This window comes from Bacteroides parvus (assembly GCF_017309675.2).
Lineage (GTDB): Bacteria > Bacteroidota > Bacteroidia > Bacteroidales > Bacteroidaceae > Bacteroides > Bacteroides uniformis.
This window is the reverse complement of sequence record NZ_CP084680.1, coordinates 1,258,889-1,277,645: the sequence shown is the minus strand read 5'-3', so window position 1 is coordinate 1,277,645 and position 18,757 is coordinate 1,258,889. Positions and strand designations below refer to the sequence as shown.

Below are 18,757 nucleotides of genomic sequence, written 5' to 3'. Positions count from 1 at the left end.
AAAGCAGATTTTATCACAAAATAATTCCACCGCCCAGCAGCAGACCGCTTTCATCATAAAAAGCCGCTGCCTGCCCTGGCGCAATAGATTCGAGCGGCTCTATCAAGCGGACATGCAGTAGTCCCTCCACTGTAAGACTTACCTTGCAGTGGTTTGCCTGCTTACGGTAGCGTATCTTCACAATAACCTCGTCTGCACCCAGCACGCGGCTGTTCTCCACCAGGTTCCACTCTCCCAGCCACATTTCCTGCTTGTAGAGGGAAGATAGTGGAGCAAGAACAACTTCATTGCTTTCCACTCTTGTCTCTTTCACAAAAACAGCCTTGTTCAGATGGATACCTAAGCCCCTACGTTGCCCTACGGTATAAAACGGATAACCCTCATGCCATCCCAAGAAATCCCCCTTTTCATCGACGAATCTACCTTTACCGGATAATAGTGTTTCAGGAACCTCACGCTTCAAAAAGGAACGGTAATCCAAAGGGCAAAAGCACACCCCCATACTGTCTTTCTTTGCAGCCACTTGCTCGAAACCACGCTCCGCCGCATACGAGCGCGCCTCATTTTTCGTAATATCTCCCATCGGAAGCAACATACGCTGCAGGATGTCCTGCTTCAATCCCCATAGAAAGAAAGTCTGGTCTTTGTCCTTATCCGCGGCAGGAGCTATATAATACTTTGCTCCGGACAAGACCTTGCGCACATAATGTCCGGTAGAAATCCAATAAATTCCCTTTTCATCGGCTATTTTAGCCAACAGCACCCACTTCAGCTCATTATTGCAGACCGTGCAAGGAACGGGAGTGCGCCCCCTTAGATACTCTTCCACAAAATAGCGGATAATACGCGAACGGAAAAGCTCGCGTGCATCATAGGTAATGTGTTTCATCCCCAGCTTCAGGGCCAAAGCCCGTGCATCTTCCAGATACCCAGTCTCATCTCCTGCCTCATAGAAACGGAAAGTCACGCCAGTCACCTCATAACCGGCTTCCTGCAACCTCATGGCGGCCACGGAGCTATCCGTGCCGCCACTCATGCCAAGCAATACACGTTTATCTGACTTCATGGATACAAAAGTAATAAACGAAGGTGAAATCCGTTGCATTTACTCTTATAAAACAGAATATCATTATAGATTTTCACAGATTTATTATACCTTTGTACTCCTAAAAGAACTAATAATCAACTGTTATGGAACATCAACTGACCATTTACAACACTTTAAATAGAAAAAAAGAGCTGTTCGTACCGCTGCATGCACCGCATGTAGGCATGTATGTCTGCGGACCGACCGTGTACGGTGACCCGCACTTGGGACATGCACGCCCTGCCATCACTTTCGACCTGCTGTTCCGCTACCTGACGCACATCGGCTACAAGGTGCGCTATGTCCGCAACATTACCGACGTGGGCCATCTGGAGCACGATGCCGACGAAGGTGAAGACAAGATTGCGAAAAAAGCCCGTCTGGAACAACTGGAACCAATGGAAGTGGCACAGTACTACATCAACCGCTATCATAAGGCGATGGATGCATTGAATGTGCTGTCTCCCAGTATCGAGCCACATGCCAGCGGCCACATCATCGAACAGATAGAACTTGTAAAGGAGATATTGAAGAACGGATATGCCTATGAAAGTGAAGGTTCCGTTTATTTCGATGTAGAAAAATACAACAAGGACCATCACTACGGCAAGCTCTCCGGACGCAACCTGGATGATGTTCTCAACACCACCCGCGAACTGGACGGACAGAGCGAGAAGCACAATCCCGCAGACTTTGCTCTCTGGAAATGTGCGCAACCGGAACACATCATGCGTTGGCCTTCCCCGTGGAGCGACGGCTTCCCCGGCTGGCACGCCGAATGTACAGCCATGGGAAAGAAATACTTGGGCGAGCACTTCGACATTCATGGTGGCGGTATGGACCTTATCTTCCCGCATCACGAATGCGAGATTGCACAATCCGTAGCTTCCCAAGGAGAAGATATGGTACATTATTGGATGCACAACAACATGCTGACCGTGAATGGACAGAAAATGGGTAAGTCTTACGGTAACTTCATCACATTGGAAGAGCTCTTCAAAGGTACGCACCCCATGCTGGAGCAAGCCTACAGCCCAATGACCATCCGATTCTTCACCCTGCAAGCCCACTACCGCAGTACGGTAGACTTCAGCAACGAAGCGCTGCAAGCCGCCGAAAAGGGATTGGCAAGGCTGATGGATGCTGTACATGGACTGGACAAGATTACCCCTGCTGCAACCTCCACCATAGATGTGAAATCCCTGCGTGCCAAGTGTTACGAAGCCATGAATGATGACTTGAACTCACCGATTGTCATCGCCCACCTCTTCGACGGCGCCAAGATGGTAAACAATATCCTGGCTGGAAACGATTCCATCACAGCCGAAGACCTGAAAGAATTGAAGGAAACCTTCCACCTCTTCTGCTTCGACATCTTAGGATTACAAGAAGACAACGCCTCCAACGAAGAGCGTGAAGCCGCCTTCGGCAAAGTAGTGGACATGCTATTGGAAGAGCGTTCAAAGGCAAAAGCCAACAAAGATTGGGCCACATCCGACAAAATCCGTAATGAACTCACCGCACTCGGTTTCGAGATTAAAGACGGTAAGGACGGAAGCGAATGGAAGCTGAATAAATAATGAAAGTATCATAACTCACCGCAGAATCATACAGATTGGGGTAAGTTTTAGGCAGAAGAACAAAAGAATATATTTTTCTCTTGTTCTTCTGTTCTTTTGTCTGAAAATAAAATCCATGTAATATTTTGATATATCCTCGTTAGAATACGAATCCGAACCCAGCATACCACCCTAGTTTCTTCGTCTGATTAGACCAGTTCAACTGTATCTCCACTGGTCCCAGAAAACTCTTGTACATATAGCCGATGCCTACCCCTGCCATATCAGCCGATTTGGAAGAGTCAAGAATCTGATGAAACTTCCCGGAGTTTCGCCCATAACTGCCCATCACTGATATATACTGGTTTTTCAAGATACGCTGTCTGAGGTTCAGCCCTGCAACCAGCAGTGCGGCTTGTGACAGTTCCGCACGGTTGATGCCCGTAAACGGTATCTGCTGTGGCATATAGCGCCCCGGTATGGTTCCCCCCACCATATTAATGATGGCAAAAGGATAATTACCGCTTCCGGACAATACGCGTCCATAAAACGAAGGAGTGACAGTGAACTTACTCGAGGGAGAGAAACATCCCTGCCAACGGGCATCGAAAACAGAAATAGGATTGTTGTCCTTATACTGAAAGAAGTTATCCGTATAGAGATGATAGGATACCGCCCACGACATGCCTTTTGTAGGGGCGCTCCTCTCATTCAAGTTGTTGAACACAAGTCCGGCAAAGTAACTGAATAAGGACGAATTCTCAAACAGTGCCGAAGCTAACGGATCGAGCGACAGCAAATCATGATAGTGGTAGTAATCAAAGTCAATGCCCAGACTGACCTGGATATTGTTCCAGTCCTTCGCCGCCCCCATACGGACCAGTTGATGTGTAAAAGTCAAATCCAGCGCCCGTTTGCCTTCATTGTAAATATTCATATCTTTATAGTCGAACTGATAGGCAAGTCCCGCCTGCCATCCACCGTCCCACTGGTAACTATATCCGAGTCGTGCCAGTGTACGCTTGCCCAGACGGACAGTAAGGCTGACCAGCGACTCGCGCTGCCGGCCGAAATAGAAGTCCGTATTTGCCTGCAACGCCGCCAGTTCTTCTGTATCAAAGCGAAAACCGACATTCAGCTTGTTCTCCCGCACAGCAGGGACGGCTATTTGGGAATCAACGGGAATCTCCCTATCAACAGCCACGCCGGGCAAGCGGAAAGGTCCCGGACGGCGAGGCTGATAATCGTCTGCAAGTCCCAGCTTCCGTTTCAGGGCAAGCAGTCCGTCCCAACTGTCCATGGCAGCACGTTCTCCCCGCACCATCAAAGTGTCGATGGCCTCTTTGGTGAAACTTGCAGCCGAATAGCCGGTGACATCCACCTTTATCAATACGTCGGTATTACGCAGATTCTCACGGTATTTCTTCTCTCCTTGCAGATTGATGATTTGCCCGAAGATGTCTTTCACCGATTTCAGCTCGGAAGCCTTAAGCAGCGGGCTCTGCACATCCACCCCGATAACGTAGTCGGCCCCCATGGCAAGCGCCACATCTACCGGATAGTTATTCACCATTCCACCGTCCACCAACACCATTCCATCCAGGTCTACCGGAGCAAACACACCGGGAATAGACATGCTGGAACGCATGGCAGTGGCCAGTATTCCCTCACGGAACACGACTTCACTACCATTCACCAGATTTTCCGACACGCAGGCAAACGGAATAGGAAGACGGCTAAAATCCACGGAATCCTGGTAACCTTCTGTCAACGTGGAGAACAAACGTGCCAGGTTCTTCCCTTTTATGATACCCGCATCCGAAACAGCGGCAGATTTCAAAGAAAATGGAATAGAGAGTACATAGCGCTCCGACTTCAACCGGTCGTCCAGCAACACATCCTTAGGATTGGGTGCATCCGAGAGTAGGAATTTCCAGTTCTGGGCATTCACCATACTGTCCAATTGCTGCGGGGTATATCCGATAGAATACAAACCTCCCACAATGGCCCCCATACTGGTACCTACCACATAATCTATAGGGATACCCGCTTCTTCAATTACTTTCAGAGCACCGATATGCGCCGTCCCTTTGGCGCCACCCCCACTGAGTACGACAGCCACTTTCGGACGCCCGGACGCCCAAAGAACCATCGGCAAAAACAACAGACAAGCCCATAGTCTATACTTCATCTCCATCATTTACTTAAATACGTATTGGTAAATTTATTCTATTCTGAATCAAACAACCCGCTCCGACAAATAGTTCACTATCAGTCGAAGCGGGTCGCAAAAAACGTTCAAACAATTTATGGAGGATTATCTATAACCCATTTCCAATCAATAAGGTATCATATCCTTCAAGATGCCTTCCTTATACCAAGGGTCATCAATCTCTTTCAATACTTTGCCCATCTCTGCGCAAAGGTCTTTTACGACTTCTTGGTTTTCTTCCAAAGAAAGGTTATTCATCTGATACGGATCCTTTTCATCGTCAAACAACAAGCTTTTGACCAGCGTATGGTTTTCGCGATCAATGTAGAGCGCCAGCGTATAGCGCGCCGATTTAAAGCCGCGCGATGAAGGGAAATAAGAACGGACCATACCTTCCGCATCCTTCTCACCATCCAAGTTCTGGATGTAAAGAGCACCGGTAGGACGTACAATATCTGCCTTTTCATCGAAGAAAAGCGGTGCATAGTTGCGTCCCTGCACCTCAGCCGGAATAGAGTCGGCAAGGCCGGCAAGGCCCAACAAGGTAGGCATGATGTCCGGCGAGGAAAGCATCAAGTCGTCCACGCGGGGTTTAATCTTATTGGGGAAACGCACCAGGAAAGGAACGTTCATGGACTCGGAGTACGGGGAATTCTTCGGGTCTTCCGTATGCTGGCTACACATGGTCTCTCCATGGTCGGAGGCAAACACGACAATGGTATTCTTGTCCAGCCCGAGTTCCTTCAAGGCATCAAGTATCTGACCGAAAGCACGGTCGACACCCGTCACAGAAGCAAAGTAGTAGCGTGCACTCTCTGCCTTGAGCATCTTGGAGTCGGCATTCGGACGGACGAGCAAGCTGTCCAGAGGCTGGTTTTTATAGAGATTGAAATCTTCCTCCATACAGTCGTCCAAAGAACGGTACGGACTATGGGGAGGATTCATGCCTACCATAATGAAGAAAGGTTTCTTCGGGTCGCGTACATTCCCCTCGTTCTTCAGATAAGACACCACCTTGCCCGATTCGTGTAACGGCGACCACTCGCGCGGGTCGTGGCGACGGCCTTCCGTATCCCAGTAATGCGGATTCTTGTGTTCGTCGAAGGTACCGTAAGAATACCAGTAATTGAACCCATGACGACGTTCTTTCGATGTATAGGCATCCCATGCAGGTACGCGGTCTTCCACATACTGTCCGGGACGTTCGGGGTCGTTGGGGGTAGGAAAGTCGGCATGCAGTTTGCCAAAGTAGGCGCAGTCATATCCGGCATTGCAGAAAACATCACTCACACACACAGCATCCTCACGCAGGGAGCTGATGGGACGGCTCGAATTGCAATTCAATGGAATACCACTCTTATTAGGATACATTCCCGTCAACAGAGAGCCACGGTGGGGACTGCTCAACGGGCAGTTGCTCATGGCAGATGTCAATACCACCGACTCCCGGGCAAAATCATTCAAGCGTGGGGTATGCACCGGGTCATTCCGAAAGTTCACTTTCTCCCGAAAACCTTCCTGGCCCCAGAACTCCATCGCCTGGTTACGGTATTGGTCGGGAAAAACGTAAATGACATTCGGCCGGACGGATTGTTCTGCCTGCGGGGCTTTACAGCCCTGCAAGGCGAACAAACCTAAACCACCTAACAAAATATTTAATTGAGTTTTCATTTTTCCAAGTCTCTTTTACGCATCAATCCTTCCAGGAAGTAATAGTCGGCATAGTTCAACGGTACATCAATCTCCGCACCGTGAGGAATACTGCCCACAGAGTGCATCAGGATGAAGTTGCCGTTGGTACCCACCTTAGCACGATAAGAAGGAGAAGCGAGGCTTTCCATAATCCGGTCAGCGGTTTCCTTGTATCCCTTATCCGGCAGATAAGTGCTCAGCTCGTAAAGGGCGGACGCCGTGCAGGCAGCTGCCGAAGCATCGCGAGGTTCATTCGGGATATTGGGGGCATCGAAATCCCAGTAGGGAACCAAGTCTTCCGGAAGATTCTTGTTGTTGAAGATAAAGTTGTAGACCTTTTCAGCCTGTTCCAGGTATTTGGCATCGTGTGTATAGCGATAGCACATGGTATAGCCATACAAGGCCCACGCTTGTCCACGTGCCCAAGCAGACTCGTCGGCATAGCCTTGTGCAGTCTGTCTCTTACGGACTTCACCGGTTTCGGGGTCATAATCCACCACATGATAGCAGCTGTTGTCCTCACGGAAATGGTTAGCCATAGTCGTATCGGCGTGCTTCCGGGCTATGTTGTAGAAAGTGGAGTCGCCGGACAGCCTGGAAGCTTCGAACAGCAGTTCGAGGTTCATCATATTATCAATGATAACGGGACATTTCCAGCCACGTTCAGCCTGCCATCCCTTATCTGCATCCCATGATTGAAGTACGCCTGCTGCAGGGCGGAAACGGGTAGACAACGATTTGGCCGTCTGTATGATGACCGGCTTGTACTCTTCCTTACCCGCAAAACGGTATCCGTTCAGGTAACTGCAGCCAATCATAAATCCCACATCATGGTGCCAGGTAAGGTATTGTACCGAATCCAAATCCTCGGTATACTTCTCTGCCAGCGGCAGCCACTTCTGGTCACCGGTCAGCTCGTACATATGCCAGATATTACCGGGGAAGAAACCGGAACACCAATCGTCGATAGGTACATAGACAATGTTCCCATCCTTATCAATGGTGCGGGGATTAAGGATTTTACCAGATTTCTCGATAATGTCTGTCTGAATTGTCTCCTGAGCCACAGCATTATCAATGTTTTCTTGGATAAAGTTGCTTTCAGCCTGCTTTTGCCCTGCGCAACCTGCCAATACAAGGAGGGAGATTCCCAATGTAGTGAGGACTGTTTTCATAATAAGGGATTTATTTATTAAGAGTTTATGATTTTTCCTGCTGCAAAAGTAGGGCAAGCGTACAGATTTGACCCGCCTAAATAATTCAATTAATGGCTAAAATCGTTACTTTTGCGTCCGGAAGCACATATTTTCCACCCATTAATCACTAATCACTAAACATTAATCATTACCCCTCATGACCGCACAAGAGTTTTTCAAGAACGACCGCTTCGCCACGAATGCAGGCGTAGAACTGATAGAAATAAAGGAAGGATACAGCAAGGCACGCCTGGTTATCACGGCAGAGCATCTCAATGCGGGAGGCCGTACGCAAGGGGGTGCCATCTTCACCCTTGCCGACCTGGCACTGGCAGCAGCAGCCAACTCCCACGGAACATTGGCCTTCTCTCTTTCGTCCAATATCACCTTCCTGCGCAGCAGCGGACCGGGCGATGTGCTGTATGCCGAAGCGCGCGAACGCTACATCGGCCGCACCACCGGATATTACCAGATCGACGTCACCAACCAGGAGGGAAAACTGATTGCCACTTTCGAATCCAGTGTATTTAGAAAAGGGGATAACATCACTTTTTCCTTACCACAGACGTCATCGGATAGCGGTTGCCCCGGACACTCTTGAAGAATGCCTTGGCCGAACCGAAATTCAAATACATGTCCAGGCGAATGGGAAGGTGGTTCTTATCATCGGATACGAAGAAGGTGATGACCTCCTTCTCCTTACCTTTCTTGTACTCTACAAAAGAGAATACCAAGCAGCGGTAAATGGTGTCGTTATTCGCCTTGACCTCCTCCTTGCCGCGGTAAATCAACGTCTGCTCTTCTACCCTGCGCCCCGTGGCCATGGGAAAGAGTATCTTCTGCCCTACCTTGTAGTCTTTAGGGTCATAGGAGCGTGCCTGCGCCAAAATGCTCAACATATCGAAGATGCAGCGACTATCACTGTATTCCATCTCCTGAGCTTCACGCACGGGATTGTGCCAAGTGCGTCTCTGCTTTACATTCGCCAGTCCGTCCGAGTAGGAGAACCAGGCCTCGTCCACCGTATGGCGGCTTCCCTCCTCTGCCGCTTTGCGGAAATAGAGTGGCTCCAACTTGTCGCTGACATAACAAGTCAGCGTATCGCGCATCTTGAAGAAAAAATCGGTCTTTTTACTGCCTACACAAAGCAAGTTAAAGCGGAATGCAGGCTCGGAATGGTAAGTCGTGACATTGGTAGTGAGGCTTGCCAGCCCCACCTTCTTCCAAATGAACTTCCAATTGAAATATAAATCGTACATGACGTGCTCGCCCGACTGAAAAGCTTCATTCTTTGCAGCACATTGGGCCTGAACAGACTGGGAGGCTCCCAAACAGACTGCTCCCACCATCAATAGAACGAACAATTGCTTCCGCCTAATAGCTATAGCCCCTACCACTATTGCGGCTGCTATTGCCACTGCGGTTATTTTTGTTCCTGTTTTGCTTTTTCTTGTCTTCATCTGGCTTTTGTTTTTTTAGTTCGTCCGGTTTCTGCCTATCCAGAGACTTGGCCTTAATATTCCATTCCTGCGTCAAATCAAAGTTTGCCTTAAGCTCCAAAACCATCGGATAATAGTAAACCATTTCAGGCTGGCGCTTCTCGGCATAATTCCCTGTGTCCCAGACGCCATTCCCATTCGTATCATTTATCAGCCGCGCTCCATATTTGCCCGGATTGAGAAAATAGAAATCGGCTTTCCCATCCACCACCGGCACCGTGCGCAGCACTTTGTCTTGACCGTCCAGCAGTTCCACAAAAGCCAGAGAGTCTGCTCCATGCACATTAAAGAATATCTGCCCGTACTCTTCCAGCTTCTTGGCCTTGAAGTCCTTCTTTATCTTATCGGAAAACAACCCGTACAACCCACGTATGGCAGCAGAATCCACTTCAAATGTATAGCTTTCACCGGGTACCCATTCGGCAAACAGATTATAACGCTTCAAGTCCAAAGAGTCGCGCATAAAGTCGAACGGGATATCCTGCCACAACGAGTCCACTTTCTGTTTCAGATGGAAAGCGGCGGTATCTATGCTTGCCACCGGTTCCGTAAACGACAGAGTAAGATAATCATATACATCAATTGCAGAAGGGGCATACACATCTACAGCCAGGAATTCCGTCGGCTCGGGCTCTTCCACCTCACCTTCTTTCAACTTCTTCTTTTTCTTCTCACGCTCTTTCTGTTCCTTTTCCTTCGCTTCCTGCTTCTGTTTCTGCTGCTTGTCGTATGTCAACTTCGCCAACACATTCAAAGTATCGGTACGGGGCACCAGTTGTTTCAGGCTATCCGTATACAAATAGGTGATACTCATTTTCAGGGAATCCTGCTTATAGAGCAGGGAATCCTTTATCCAATAATGAATCGTATCGTTCCGGCCGGTAGGCTGTTCTATAACAAACGCATCTTCCTCATTAAAGTTCAATCCTTTCAATAAAGGCAACGTGTCTGCCGGAGCAGTGAAATAGAGCGAAAACTTCTCCGGAGTCAACCGTTCGGCCTTCAAGAAACGCTGCGAGAAGGAAAGCTCCTTGAAAGCACGCAACAGGATATCGTCTGGCAGGTAGTGGGTATATTGACGTTCTACAACCGTATCTACTGTCAGCGAGTCTATCCAGGTCGTATCCTGGCGCATGCGTTCTTCCATGGAAGGAATGATGATGGAATCATTGAAAGCTATCACTTCCGTCGGCTGAGAATAGGTAAAATTCTGGTCGGCATCCTGCAAGGCATAGATGCGATACTTGCCGGGAGCCACTCCACGGATAGAGAAGCGTCCGCGACTGTCCGTGCGCCCCACCCGCTCAAAAGGAAGTTTGGTAAAAGCAGAGTCGGTCAGATTGGCATGCAGGCCGACCAGCATCCCTTTCACCGGTTCAAGATTAGCCGCATTCAGCACTGTGCCGGCCACAGCCATAGAGTCGAGGCGGTCGCCCGTAGAGAAAGAATAGAAAAAATTCTCTAAGGGATTCCCCTCATTATTGTCCTGGATGGCATCACCAAAATCGAATGTATAAGTGGTATTGGGTTTCAATGTATCCTGCAGGGTGATGACCACCTTCTTCCCATTAGACTTAACTTCGGGCTGCTGCACCTGCGGAGGGGATATTACAATCTTCTCATTCGGCTTGTCAAGCTTGATAAATTCATCGAACTCAATGGAAAGTTTATTTTTATTGTGATGGAGTGCACCGGGCGTGGGAGTACCGGAAATAAAACGCGGAGGAGTCTCATCATAAGGTCCTCCTTCAATACGGCCCACACTGGCACAAGAATACAGTGCGGCAGCTATGGCAACACCCCCCAACAACCTGCGGAAAAGCGGCCTCATTTTAGTATGGCGTTTACGTTCTAACATGCTGCAAAAATAAAGGTTATCTGCCAATTAGCGGTATGCTTTACAGTATTTTAATCAAAAAATGTCCTTTTGTTCTCATCTATGTATGAAACATAGTTAAAAAAGGAACTGTTTCACACCTTATATACTAAGAAAAGAATATTTTTGCAGACGAAAAACTGAATAGGAGTATTCAGTTTTCTTTTTCCTGCCTTATTTCTAAATTATGAATTGCACACCAAAACGCCTTTCAAGAATCGAAAAAAGAAGAATATAAAATTATACAGAGAACAAAAAGAGTATGAAGAGTAGATTAGTATTATTGGCATGTTGCCTGGCACTGCTCAGCAGTTGCGGACAAGGCGACAAAGGAACGGGTAAAGCTCCCGAATTTGCAGTGATTGAGGCAAAAACCACCACTGCCAACTTGACAAACAGCTACCCTGCTACTATCAAGGGTAAACAAGATGTAGAAATTCGCCCGATGGTGAGCGGTTTCATCACAAAATTGCACGTCGACGAAGGCGCAACAGTACGCAAAGGACAAGTGTTGTTCAGCATCGACCCCGTACAGTATCAGGCAGCCGTAAATTCGGCCAAAGCTGCTGTTGAAACAGCCAAAGCTGCCGTAAACACACAAGAACTGACTGTAAACAACAAACGTGAACTGAACAAGAAAAACATCATCAGTGACTACGATTTGCAAATGGCCGAAAACCAACTGGCACAGACAAAGGCGCAACTAGCACAAGCCAATGCCCAATTGGTCAATGCCAAGAACAACTTGTCATACACTAGTGTAACCAGCCCCAGTGACGGTGTAGTAGGTAGCATTCCCTACCGCGTAGGTAGCCTAGTTAGTCCTTCCGTAGCCAGCCCGCTGACTACCGTTGCCGACATCTCCGAAATGTACGCCTATTTCTCCATGACCGAACGCCAACTTTTGTCACAAATTCGTGAAGGCGGCAGCATCAAGGAAATTCTGGAAAAGATGCCGGATGTACAGTTGCAGCTCATCGACGGAACCATGTATGCCGACAGTGGCCGCGTGGAGACAATCAGCGGAGTCATTGATCAAACTACCGGTTCGGTAACCATGCGTGCCCTCTTCCCCAACAAGCACAACGTGTTGCGTAGCGGAAGCACCGGCAATGTGGTATTCCCCAACCCTTTGCATGATGTCATCATGATTCCACAGGCCGCCACTACCGAAATCCAGGACAAGCAGTTCGTTTTCGTTCTGCAACCGGACAATACGTTGAAAAATACCGAAGTCAAAGTGTTCAGCTTAGACGATGGCAAGTATTATTACGTGACGGAAGGTTTGAAAGCAGGCGATAAAATCGTTATCGAAGGGGTACAGAACCTGAAGGACGGACAATCCATCACACCTATTACGCCTGCTGAAAAGGAAGCCGAATACCAGAAGGCCTTGAAAGACCAGAAAGAAGGTAACATTCAAACGGCATTCAATTAATGTTTAACGGTTAGTGATTAATGATAAGCGGCTGCGCCATTATATCACACGAGCTTATCACTAATCACTAACCCCTAATCACTAAATAAAATGAAACTAGATAGATTTATTAACCGTCCGGTACTATCAACGGTAATTTCCATCCTGATAGTAATCTTAGGAGTTATTGGTCTGGCGACCTTGCCTATCACCCAATACCCGGACATTGCCCCCCCTACCGTATCGGTAAGTGCAACTTACCAAGGTGCCAATGCCCAAACGGTGCTGAACTCCGTTATCGCTCCGTTGGAGGACCAAATTAACGGTGTGGAAAATATGATGTACATGAGTTCGAGCGCCACCAACAGCGGTTCGGGCGACATCTCCATCTACTTCAAGCAAGGTACCGACCCCGATATGGCAGCGGTGAACGTGCAGAACCGCGTTTCCATGGCACAAGGCTTGCTGCCTGCCGAAGTTACCAAAATCGGTGTAACCACCCGTAAACGCCAGACTTCCATGTTGATGGTATTCTCCATCTATGATGAAAAAGACCAGTACAACATCGAGTTCCTGGAAAACTACGCCAACATCAACCTTATCCCTGAGGTGAAACGTGTCAACGGTGTGGGTGATGCCATGGTATTGGGACAGGACTACTCCATGCGTATCTGGCTGAAACCTGATGTAATGGCCCAATACAAACTTATCCCCAACGATGTGGTTGCCGCCTTGAGCGAACAGAACATCGAAGCGGCTCCCGGCCAGTTGGGTGAGCGCGGTAACCAAACTTACCAATATACCCTGCGCTATAAAGGACGTCTGCAACAGACTACAGAGTTCGAGAACATTGTCATCAAAGCTTTGGAAAACGGTGAAATACTCCGTCTGAAGGATGTAGCAAATGTGGAACTGGGTCGTCTGTCATATGGATTCAACAATATGGTTAACGGACATAAAGCCGTATGTTGCATCATTTTCCAGATGGCAGGCAGTAATGCCACACAAACCATCTCGGATATCGAGGCCCTGCTGGACGACTATTCCAGCAAACTGCCTGCCGGCTTGAAGATAAACATTGCACAGAGTGCCAACGACTTCCTCTTCGCCTCTATCCATGAGGTAATCAAGACATTGATCGAAGCCTTTATCCTGGTGTTCATCGTGGTGTATATCTTCCTGCAGGATATGCGTTCTACGTTGATTCCCGCCATCGCCATTCCCGTGGCATTGATTGCCACCTTCTTCGTATTGAAGCTGATCGGTTTCAGTATCAACTTGCTGACCCTTTCGGCCATGGTACTTGCCATTGCCATTGTGGTCGATGATGCCATCGTCGTCGTCGAGGGCGTCCATGCCAAGCTGGACCAGGGTTACAAATCAGCCCGTACAGCTTCCATTGACGCCATGAGTGAGTTGGGCGGCGCTATCGTCTCCATTACGCTGGTCATGATGTCCGTATTCGTCCCTGTGAGCTTCATGGGAGGTACAGCAGGTACTTTCTACCGTCAGTTCGGTTTGACTATGGCTATTGCTATCGGTTTCTCGGCTTTGAACGCCTTGACCCTGAGTCCTGCTCTGTGTGCTATCTTCTTGAAACCTCATAATGGAGGACACGAAAGTCTGAAAGAGCGTGTAGGCGTTGCCGCCAAGGAAGCGCGCAAGATTATGCTTGCTCGTTATGTCGACTCTCTCGGTCGGTTGATGCGCCCAGGTATCACGTTGCTCTTCGTGACGGTAGCTATTCTGGGCATGATTTTCGGTCTGTTCAGCTTCAGCGAACACCCCATTCTGTGCAGCTTGATGATTATCATCAGTGTGCTGGCGTTGGCAGGCATGACTACCGACAAGTTCAAACACTCCTTCAATGACTCATACAACGGTATCTTGGGCAAGTATAAGAAACAAGTGCTGTTCTTCATCCAAAAACGATGGCTATCGGCAGGATTGGTTATCGGTTCCATCGTATTGCTGGGTGTTTTCATGCAGATTACTCCTACCGGTATGGTGCCCAACGAAGATACCGGTACCATTATGGGTGCCGTTACTTTGCCTCCCGGCACTTCACAAGAACGTGCTCAAGAGGTTCTGAATCGCGTAGACAGTCTGGTTGCTGCCGACCCTGCAGTAGAATCGCGTACCGTCATTTCCGGTTATAGTTTTCTGGGTGGACAAGGTCCTTCCTATGGTTCTATCATCATCAAGCTGAAGAACTGGGAAGAACGCTCCACCATGCAGAACTCTACCATTGTCTATGCCACATTATACATGCGTGCCCAGAAGATTATCAAGGAAGCGCAGGTATTGTTCTTCGCTCCACCTATGATTCCGGGTTACTCGGCTTCAAGTGACATCGAGTTGAACATGCAGGACAAGACGGGTGGTGATTTGAACCACTTCTTCGACGTGGTGAACAACTATACCGCAGCCCTGGAAGCACGCCCTGAAATCAACTCTGCCAAGACATCCTTCAACCCCCACTTCCCGCAATACCAGCTGGACATTGATGCTGCCGCTTGTAAGAAAGCAGGCATCAGCCCCAATGACATCTTGACTACCTTGCAGGGATATTACGGTGGTTTGTATGCTTCCAACTTCAATAGCTTCGGTAAGATGTACCGCGTAATGGTACAAGCCGAACCTGACGCTACCAAGAATATGGAAACACTACAGAGCATCAAGGTGCGCAACGGCAACGAAATGGCACCTATCACGCAATTCATCTCCATCAAGAAAGTATATGGTCCTGACGTCATCAGCCGTTTCAACCTTTACACCTCCATGAAAGTGATGGTGGCTCCCGCATCAGGCTACACTTCCGGTCAAGCTCTGCAAGCCATTGCCGAAGTGGCGCAGGAAAACCTGCCTGCCGGTTTCGGTTACGAGCTGGGAGGTATGGCGCGTGAAGAGGCCGAAACGAGTGGAAGCACTACGGGACTCATCTTCATATTGTGCTTCGTATTCGTTTATCTGTTGCTGAGTGCCCAGTACGAAAGTTACATCCTACCTTTATCCGTATTGCTGTCCGTGCCGTTCGGTCTGCTGGGTAGCTTCCTTTTTGTAAGCGGTATAGGTACATTGGGCAGTATCCCGGCACTGAAGATGATTCTGGGCACGATGTCCAATGACATCTATATGCAGATTGCCCTCATCATGTTGATGGGTCTGTTGGCCAAGAATGCCATCTTGATTGTAGAGTTTGCCCTCGAACGCCGCAGAATGGGTATGAGTATCACCTGGGCAGCCGTATTGGGTGCTGCAGCCCGTCTGCGTCCTATCTTGATGACGTCATTGGCAATGATTGTCGGCCTGCTTCCGCTGATGTTTGCTTCCGGTGCGGGTGCCAACGGTAACCGTACGCTGGGTACGTCTGCCATCGGCGGTATGTTAATCGGTATGATTCTGCAAATCTTCATAGTGCCCGCACTGTTCGTGGCATTCCAGTACTTGCAGGAGAAATTCAAACCGATGGAATGGGAAGATGTGGACAACTCGGATGCAGAACCTGAGATTGAACAATATACAAAATAGTGATTAACGATTAGCGATTATGAAGAAAATAATATGCCTGATGTGCGCAACTGCTTTATTGAGCAGTTGCCACATCTACAAATCATACGACAGACCCGAAGACATAACAACTGCCGGACTGTATCGCGACACGGCGTCCGTGAACGATACATTAGCCGCAGATACAGCCAACTTCGGTAATCTGCCTTGGAGAGAAGTGTTCACAGACCCGCAGCTGCAGACACTTATCGAGCAAGCACTCACCAACAACGGTGACCTGCGCAGTGCCGCCTTGAACGTGAAACAAGCACAAGCCGCACTGATGTCTGCCCGTCTTGCCTATGCTCCGACGCTTGCCTTGTCTCCGCAAGGAACCGTCAGCAGCTGGGACAAGGGAAAGGCTACACAAATCTACTCCCTGCCCGTTACCGCAAGCTGGCAAATCGACCTCTTCGGTCAATTGCTGAACCCGAAGCGACAAGCAAAGGTTAGCTTGAAGCAGACGCAATTCTACGAACAAGCCGTTCAGACGCAAGTCATCGCCGGTGTAGCCAACATGTACTACACCCTGCTGATGCTGGACCGCCAACTGCAAATCACCGAAGGCACCGTCGAGATTCTGAAAAAGAACTTGGAGACCGTGCAAGCCATGAAAGATGCAGGCATCTACGGAACCACTTCTGCTGCCGTAGAGCAGAGCCGCACCGCCTACGCTCAAGTCATGGCATCACTGCCCGACATACGCCAGAGCATACGCGAAACCGAAAACGCTCTCTGCCTGATGTTGCACCAACCGGCACAGAGCATCGCACGCGGTGTACTGGAAGATCAACAGCTTCCTACGGAATTTTCAGTAGGTATCCCCTTGCAGTTGCTATCCAACCGTCCGGACGTGAAAGCTGCCGAGATGTCACTGGCTGCCAACTACTATAACACCAATAGCGCCCGTGCCGCCTTCTACCCGCAGATTACATTGAGCGGTTCGGGAGGCTGGACCAATAACTCCGGTGCAGGTATCGTCAACCCGGGCAAACTGCTGGCTTCTGCCATCGGTTCGCTGACGCAACCCTTGTTCTATCGCGGTGCCAACATTGCCCGTCTGAAACAAGCCAAGGCACAAGAGGAGCAGGCTAAGATTCAGTTCCAAACCGCCCTGCTGAATGCCGGAAATGAAGTGAGCAACGCCCTGCACCTGTATCAAATGGAGAAGAACAAAGCCGTTTCACGCACTATTCAAGTAAATTCTGCCCGCCAAGCTGCCTCAGATACAAAAGAATTGTTTAACTTAGGCACGTCGACCTATCTGGAAGTCTTGTCTGCCGAGCAGTCTTACCTCAGCGCACAGCTTGCAGAAGTATCCGACACCTTCAGCAGCATGCAGGCAGTCATCAGCCTGTATCAAGCGCTTGGAGGAGGAAGAGAATAAAATGAGCGATAAGTGATTAGTGATTAGCGATTAATGAAATAGTAAATCCTAATCACTGACCATTTATCACTAATCATTAATCATTAATCGCTAATTACTATGATAAGTCCGTTAGCTTATGTAGATTCTGCCGCAAAAATCGGCAAGAATGTAACCATCCAGCCCTTTGCATTTATCGAAGGGAACGTGGAAATCGGTGATGACTGTATTATTATGTCGGGTGCAAAAATTCTGCACGGTACCCGCATGGGAAAAGGGAACAAGGTACATCACAATGCCGTTCTGGGTGCCGAACCGCAAGACTTCCATTATACGGGAGAGAACAGCATGCTGATTATCGGTGATAATAACGACATCCGCGAGAACGTGGTTGTCAGCCGTGCCACCCATGCAGAAAGCGCTACCCGTATCGGCAATGAAAACTACCTGATGGATGGTGTACACCTCTGCCACGACGTGCAGATAGGCAACCATTGTGTACTGGGTATCAAGACTACCGTAGCCGGAGAATGTCAGATAGACGACTGCACCATTCTGAGCAGCAACGTCATTCTGCACCAATACTGCCACATTGGAAGTTGGGTACTGATTCAAGCTGGCTGCCGCATATCAAAGGATGTGCCGCCCTATATCATCATGAACGGTAATCCGGCGGAATACCACGGTATCAACGCTGCTGTGCTTCAACACAAACACCAGGTGAGTGAACGTGTATTGCGCCATATCGTAAATGCCTACCGTCTGGTATACCAGGGAAACTTCAGCGTGCAGGATGCCTTGCAGAAGATTGAAGACCAAGTACCGATGAGTGACGAGATACACAATATCATCAACTTCATCAAGAATTCCAAAGGAATCGTGAAGTAAACACCCTTCTTCGGGCACGAATCACGCAGACAATCATGGATGGACAGATTCTTTTCTGCAAGTCTGCGTAGTTCGTGCCATTTTCTATATACCTCTACAATAGTTCCTGCATAGTCTTTATCCTTTTTTAATGCACACTCATTCCAAGCAGTATGCTAAGTAAAACAAACTGTTTCCTTTAACTAAACATTTTGTTTCCTTATAGAGAACACTTTGTTTCCCTTAACAAAACAGTTCGTTCCATTATATGAAAACAAAGTGTTTTTCTATACTGAAACAAAGTGTTCTCTATGCTGGAACAAAGTGTTCAGTGTTGTGAACTAACGGATTAAGTATATAAAGGGTATTTATTATACTGTTTCTGTAGACAATGGTTTGTCTTGTCCTATAAAAGACGGGGAAAGAAGCAGGAAGCA

At 48.5% G+C, this 18,757-nt stretch carries 12 protein-coding genes; 6 read left to right on the top strand and 6 right to left on the bottom strand.

The window, feature by feature from the left end:
• Positions 1-13: 13 nt before the first annotated feature.
• Positions 14-1,066 carry a tRNA 2-thiouridine(34) synthase MnmA gene (mnmA, locus tag JXR92_RS04975; protein WP_117599825.1) on the bottom strand — a complete coding sequence of 351 codons (1,053 nt, stop codon included), beginning with the start codon at positions 1,064-1,066 and terminating at the stop codon, positions 14-16.
• Between the two features lie 125 nt (positions 1,067-1,191).
• Here mnmA and cysS point away from each other — a divergent pair, with 125 nt between their 5' ends.
• Positions 1,192-2,667, top strand: coding sequence for a cysteine--tRNA ligase (gene cysS / locus JXR92_RS04970; RefSeq protein ID WP_008662079.1), 1,476 nt, complete (start codon positions 1,192-1,194; stop codon positions 2,665-2,667).
• Positions 2,668-2,806: 139 nt separating this feature from the next.
• Here the strand turns inward: cysS and JXR92_RS04965 are convergent, their stop codons facing one another.
• The 3 genes from JXR92_RS04965 to JXR92_RS04955 all read right to left on the bottom strand — a co-directional run bounded on the left by JXR92_RS04965 (position 2,807) and on the right by JXR92_RS04955 (position 7,725).
• Positions 2,807-4,837, bottom strand: a complete 2,031-nt coding sequence (locus JXR92_RS04965) for a patatin-like phospholipase family protein (RefSeq protein ID WP_171030420.1) — start codon at positions 4,835-4,837, stop codon at positions 2,807-2,809.
• Between the two features lie 147 nt (positions 4,838-4,984).
• Entirely contained in the window at positions 4,985-6,529 is a 1,545-nt protein-coding gene (locus JXR92_RS04960) for a sulfatase family protein (RefSeq protein ID WP_117599827.1), read from the bottom strand.
• Positions 6,526-7,725 (bottom strand): glycoside hydrolase family 88 protein, encoded by a 1,200-nt coding sequence (locus tag JXR92_RS04955; RefSeq protein WP_117599828.1) that lies wholly within the window; start codon positions 7,723-7,725, stop codon positions 6,526-6,528. The genes JXR92_RS04960 and JXR92_RS04955 overlap by 4 nt, the downstream gene beginning before the upstream one ends.
• Positions 7,726-7,903: 178 nt before the next feature.
• Between JXR92_RS04955 and JXR92_RS04950 the strand changes: the two genes are divergently transcribed.
• Positions 7,904-8,347, top strand: coding sequence for a PaaI family thioesterase (locus JXR92_RS04950; protein WP_005826009.1), 444 nt, complete (start codon positions 7,904-7,906; stop codon positions 8,345-8,347).
• On the opposite strand, the gene JXR92_RS04945 is transcribed toward JXR92_RS04950, so the two are convergent.
• Positions 8,292-9,206, bottom strand: a complete 915-nt coding sequence (locus tag JXR92_RS04945; protein ID WP_171030421.1) for a DUF3108 domain-containing protein — start codon at positions 9,204-9,206, stop codon at positions 8,292-8,294. The two genes, JXR92_RS04950 and JXR92_RS04945, sit on opposite strands and share 56 nt — an antisense overlap.
• The gene (locus JXR92_RS04940) at positions 9,121-11,103 is read right to left on the bottom strand and encodes an Ig-like domain-containing protein (protein ID WP_171030422.1); all 1,983 of its coding nucleotides are present in this window, start codon (positions 11,101-11,103) and stop codon (positions 9,121-9,123) included. The genes JXR92_RS04945 and JXR92_RS04940 overlap by 86 nt, the downstream gene beginning before the upstream one ends.
• Before the next feature lie 280 nt (positions 11,104-11,383).
• Here JXR92_RS04940 and JXR92_RS04935 point away from each other — a divergent pair, with 280 nt between their 5' ends.
• The 4 genes from JXR92_RS04935 to lpxA all read left to right on the top strand — a co-directional run bounded on the left by JXR92_RS04935 (position 11,384) and on the right by lpxA (position 18,341).
• Positions 11,384-12,559 carry an efflux RND transporter periplasmic adaptor subunit gene (locus JXR92_RS04935; protein ID WP_117599831.1) on the top strand — a complete coding sequence of 392 codons (1,176 nt, stop codon included), beginning with the start codon at positions 11,384-11,386 and terminating at the stop codon, positions 12,557-12,559.
• A gap of 90 nt (positions 12,560-12,649) precedes the next feature.
• Positions 12,650-16,069, top strand: a complete 3,420-nt coding sequence (locus JXR92_RS04930) for an efflux RND transporter permease subunit (RefSeq protein ID WP_117599832.1) — start codon at positions 12,650-12,652, stop codon at positions 16,067-16,069.
• 19 nt (positions 16,070-16,088) lie between these two features.
• The gene (locus JXR92_RS04925; RefSeq protein WP_117599833.1) at positions 16,089-17,474 is read left to right on the top strand and encodes a TolC family protein; all 1,386 of its coding nucleotides are present in this window, start codon (positions 16,089-16,091) and stop codon (positions 17,472-17,474) included.
• Between the two features lie 99 nt (positions 17,475-17,573).
• Entirely contained in the window at positions 17,574-18,341 is a 768-nt protein-coding gene (gene lpxA, locus JXR92_RS04920; RefSeq protein ID WP_117599834.1) for an acyl-ACP--UDP-N-acetylglucosamine O-acyltransferase, read from the top strand.
• The last annotated feature ends 416 nt before the right edge of the window (positions 18,342-18,757 follow it).

Coding starts and splice junctions, on each gene's coding strand:
- JXR92_RS04930 (WP_117599832.1), top strand. CDS start 12,650: ATGAAACTAGATAGATTTATTAACCGTCCGGTACTATCAACGGTAATT.
- JXR92_RS04940 (WP_171030422.1), bottom strand. CDS start 11,103: ATGTTAGAACGTAAACGCCATACTAAAATGAGGCCGCTTTTCCGCAGG.
- JXR92_RS04960 (WP_117599827.1), bottom strand. CDS start 6,529: ATGAAAACTCAATTAAATATTTTGTTAGGTGGTTTAGGTTTGTTCGCC.
- JXR92_RS04950 (WP_005826009.1), top strand. CDS start 7,904: ATGACCGCACAAGAGTTTTTCAAGAACGACCGCTTCGCCACGAATGCA.
- JXR92_RS04925 (WP_117599833.1), top strand. CDS start 16,089: ATGAAGAAAATAATATGCCTGATGTGCGCAACTGCTTTATTGAGCAGT.
- JXR92_RS04965 (WP_171030420.1), bottom strand. CDS start 4,837: ATGAAGTATAGACTATGGGCTTGTCTGTTGTTTTTGCCGATGGTTCTT.
- JXR92_RS04935 (WP_117599831.1), top strand. CDS start 11,384: ATGAAGAGTAGATTAGTATTATTGGCATGTTGCCTGGCACTGCTCAGC.
- JXR92_RS04945 (WP_171030421.1), bottom strand. CDS start 9,206: ATGAAGACAAGAAAAAGCAAAACAGGAACAAAAATAACCGCAGTGGCA.
- cysS (WP_008662079.1), top strand. CDS start 1,192: ATGGAACATCAACTGACCATTTACAACACTTTAAATAGAAAAAAAGAG.
- mnmA (WP_117599825.1), bottom strand. CDS start 1,066: ATGAAGTCAGATAAACGTGTATTGCTTGGCATGAGTGGCGGCACGGAT.
- lpxA (WP_117599834.1), top strand. CDS start 17,574: ATGATAAGTCCGTTAGCTTATGTAGATTCTGCCGCAAAAATCGGCAAG.
- JXR92_RS04955 (WP_117599828.1), bottom strand. CDS start 7,725: ATGAAAACAGTCCTCACTACATTGGGAATCTCCCTCCTTGTATTGGCA.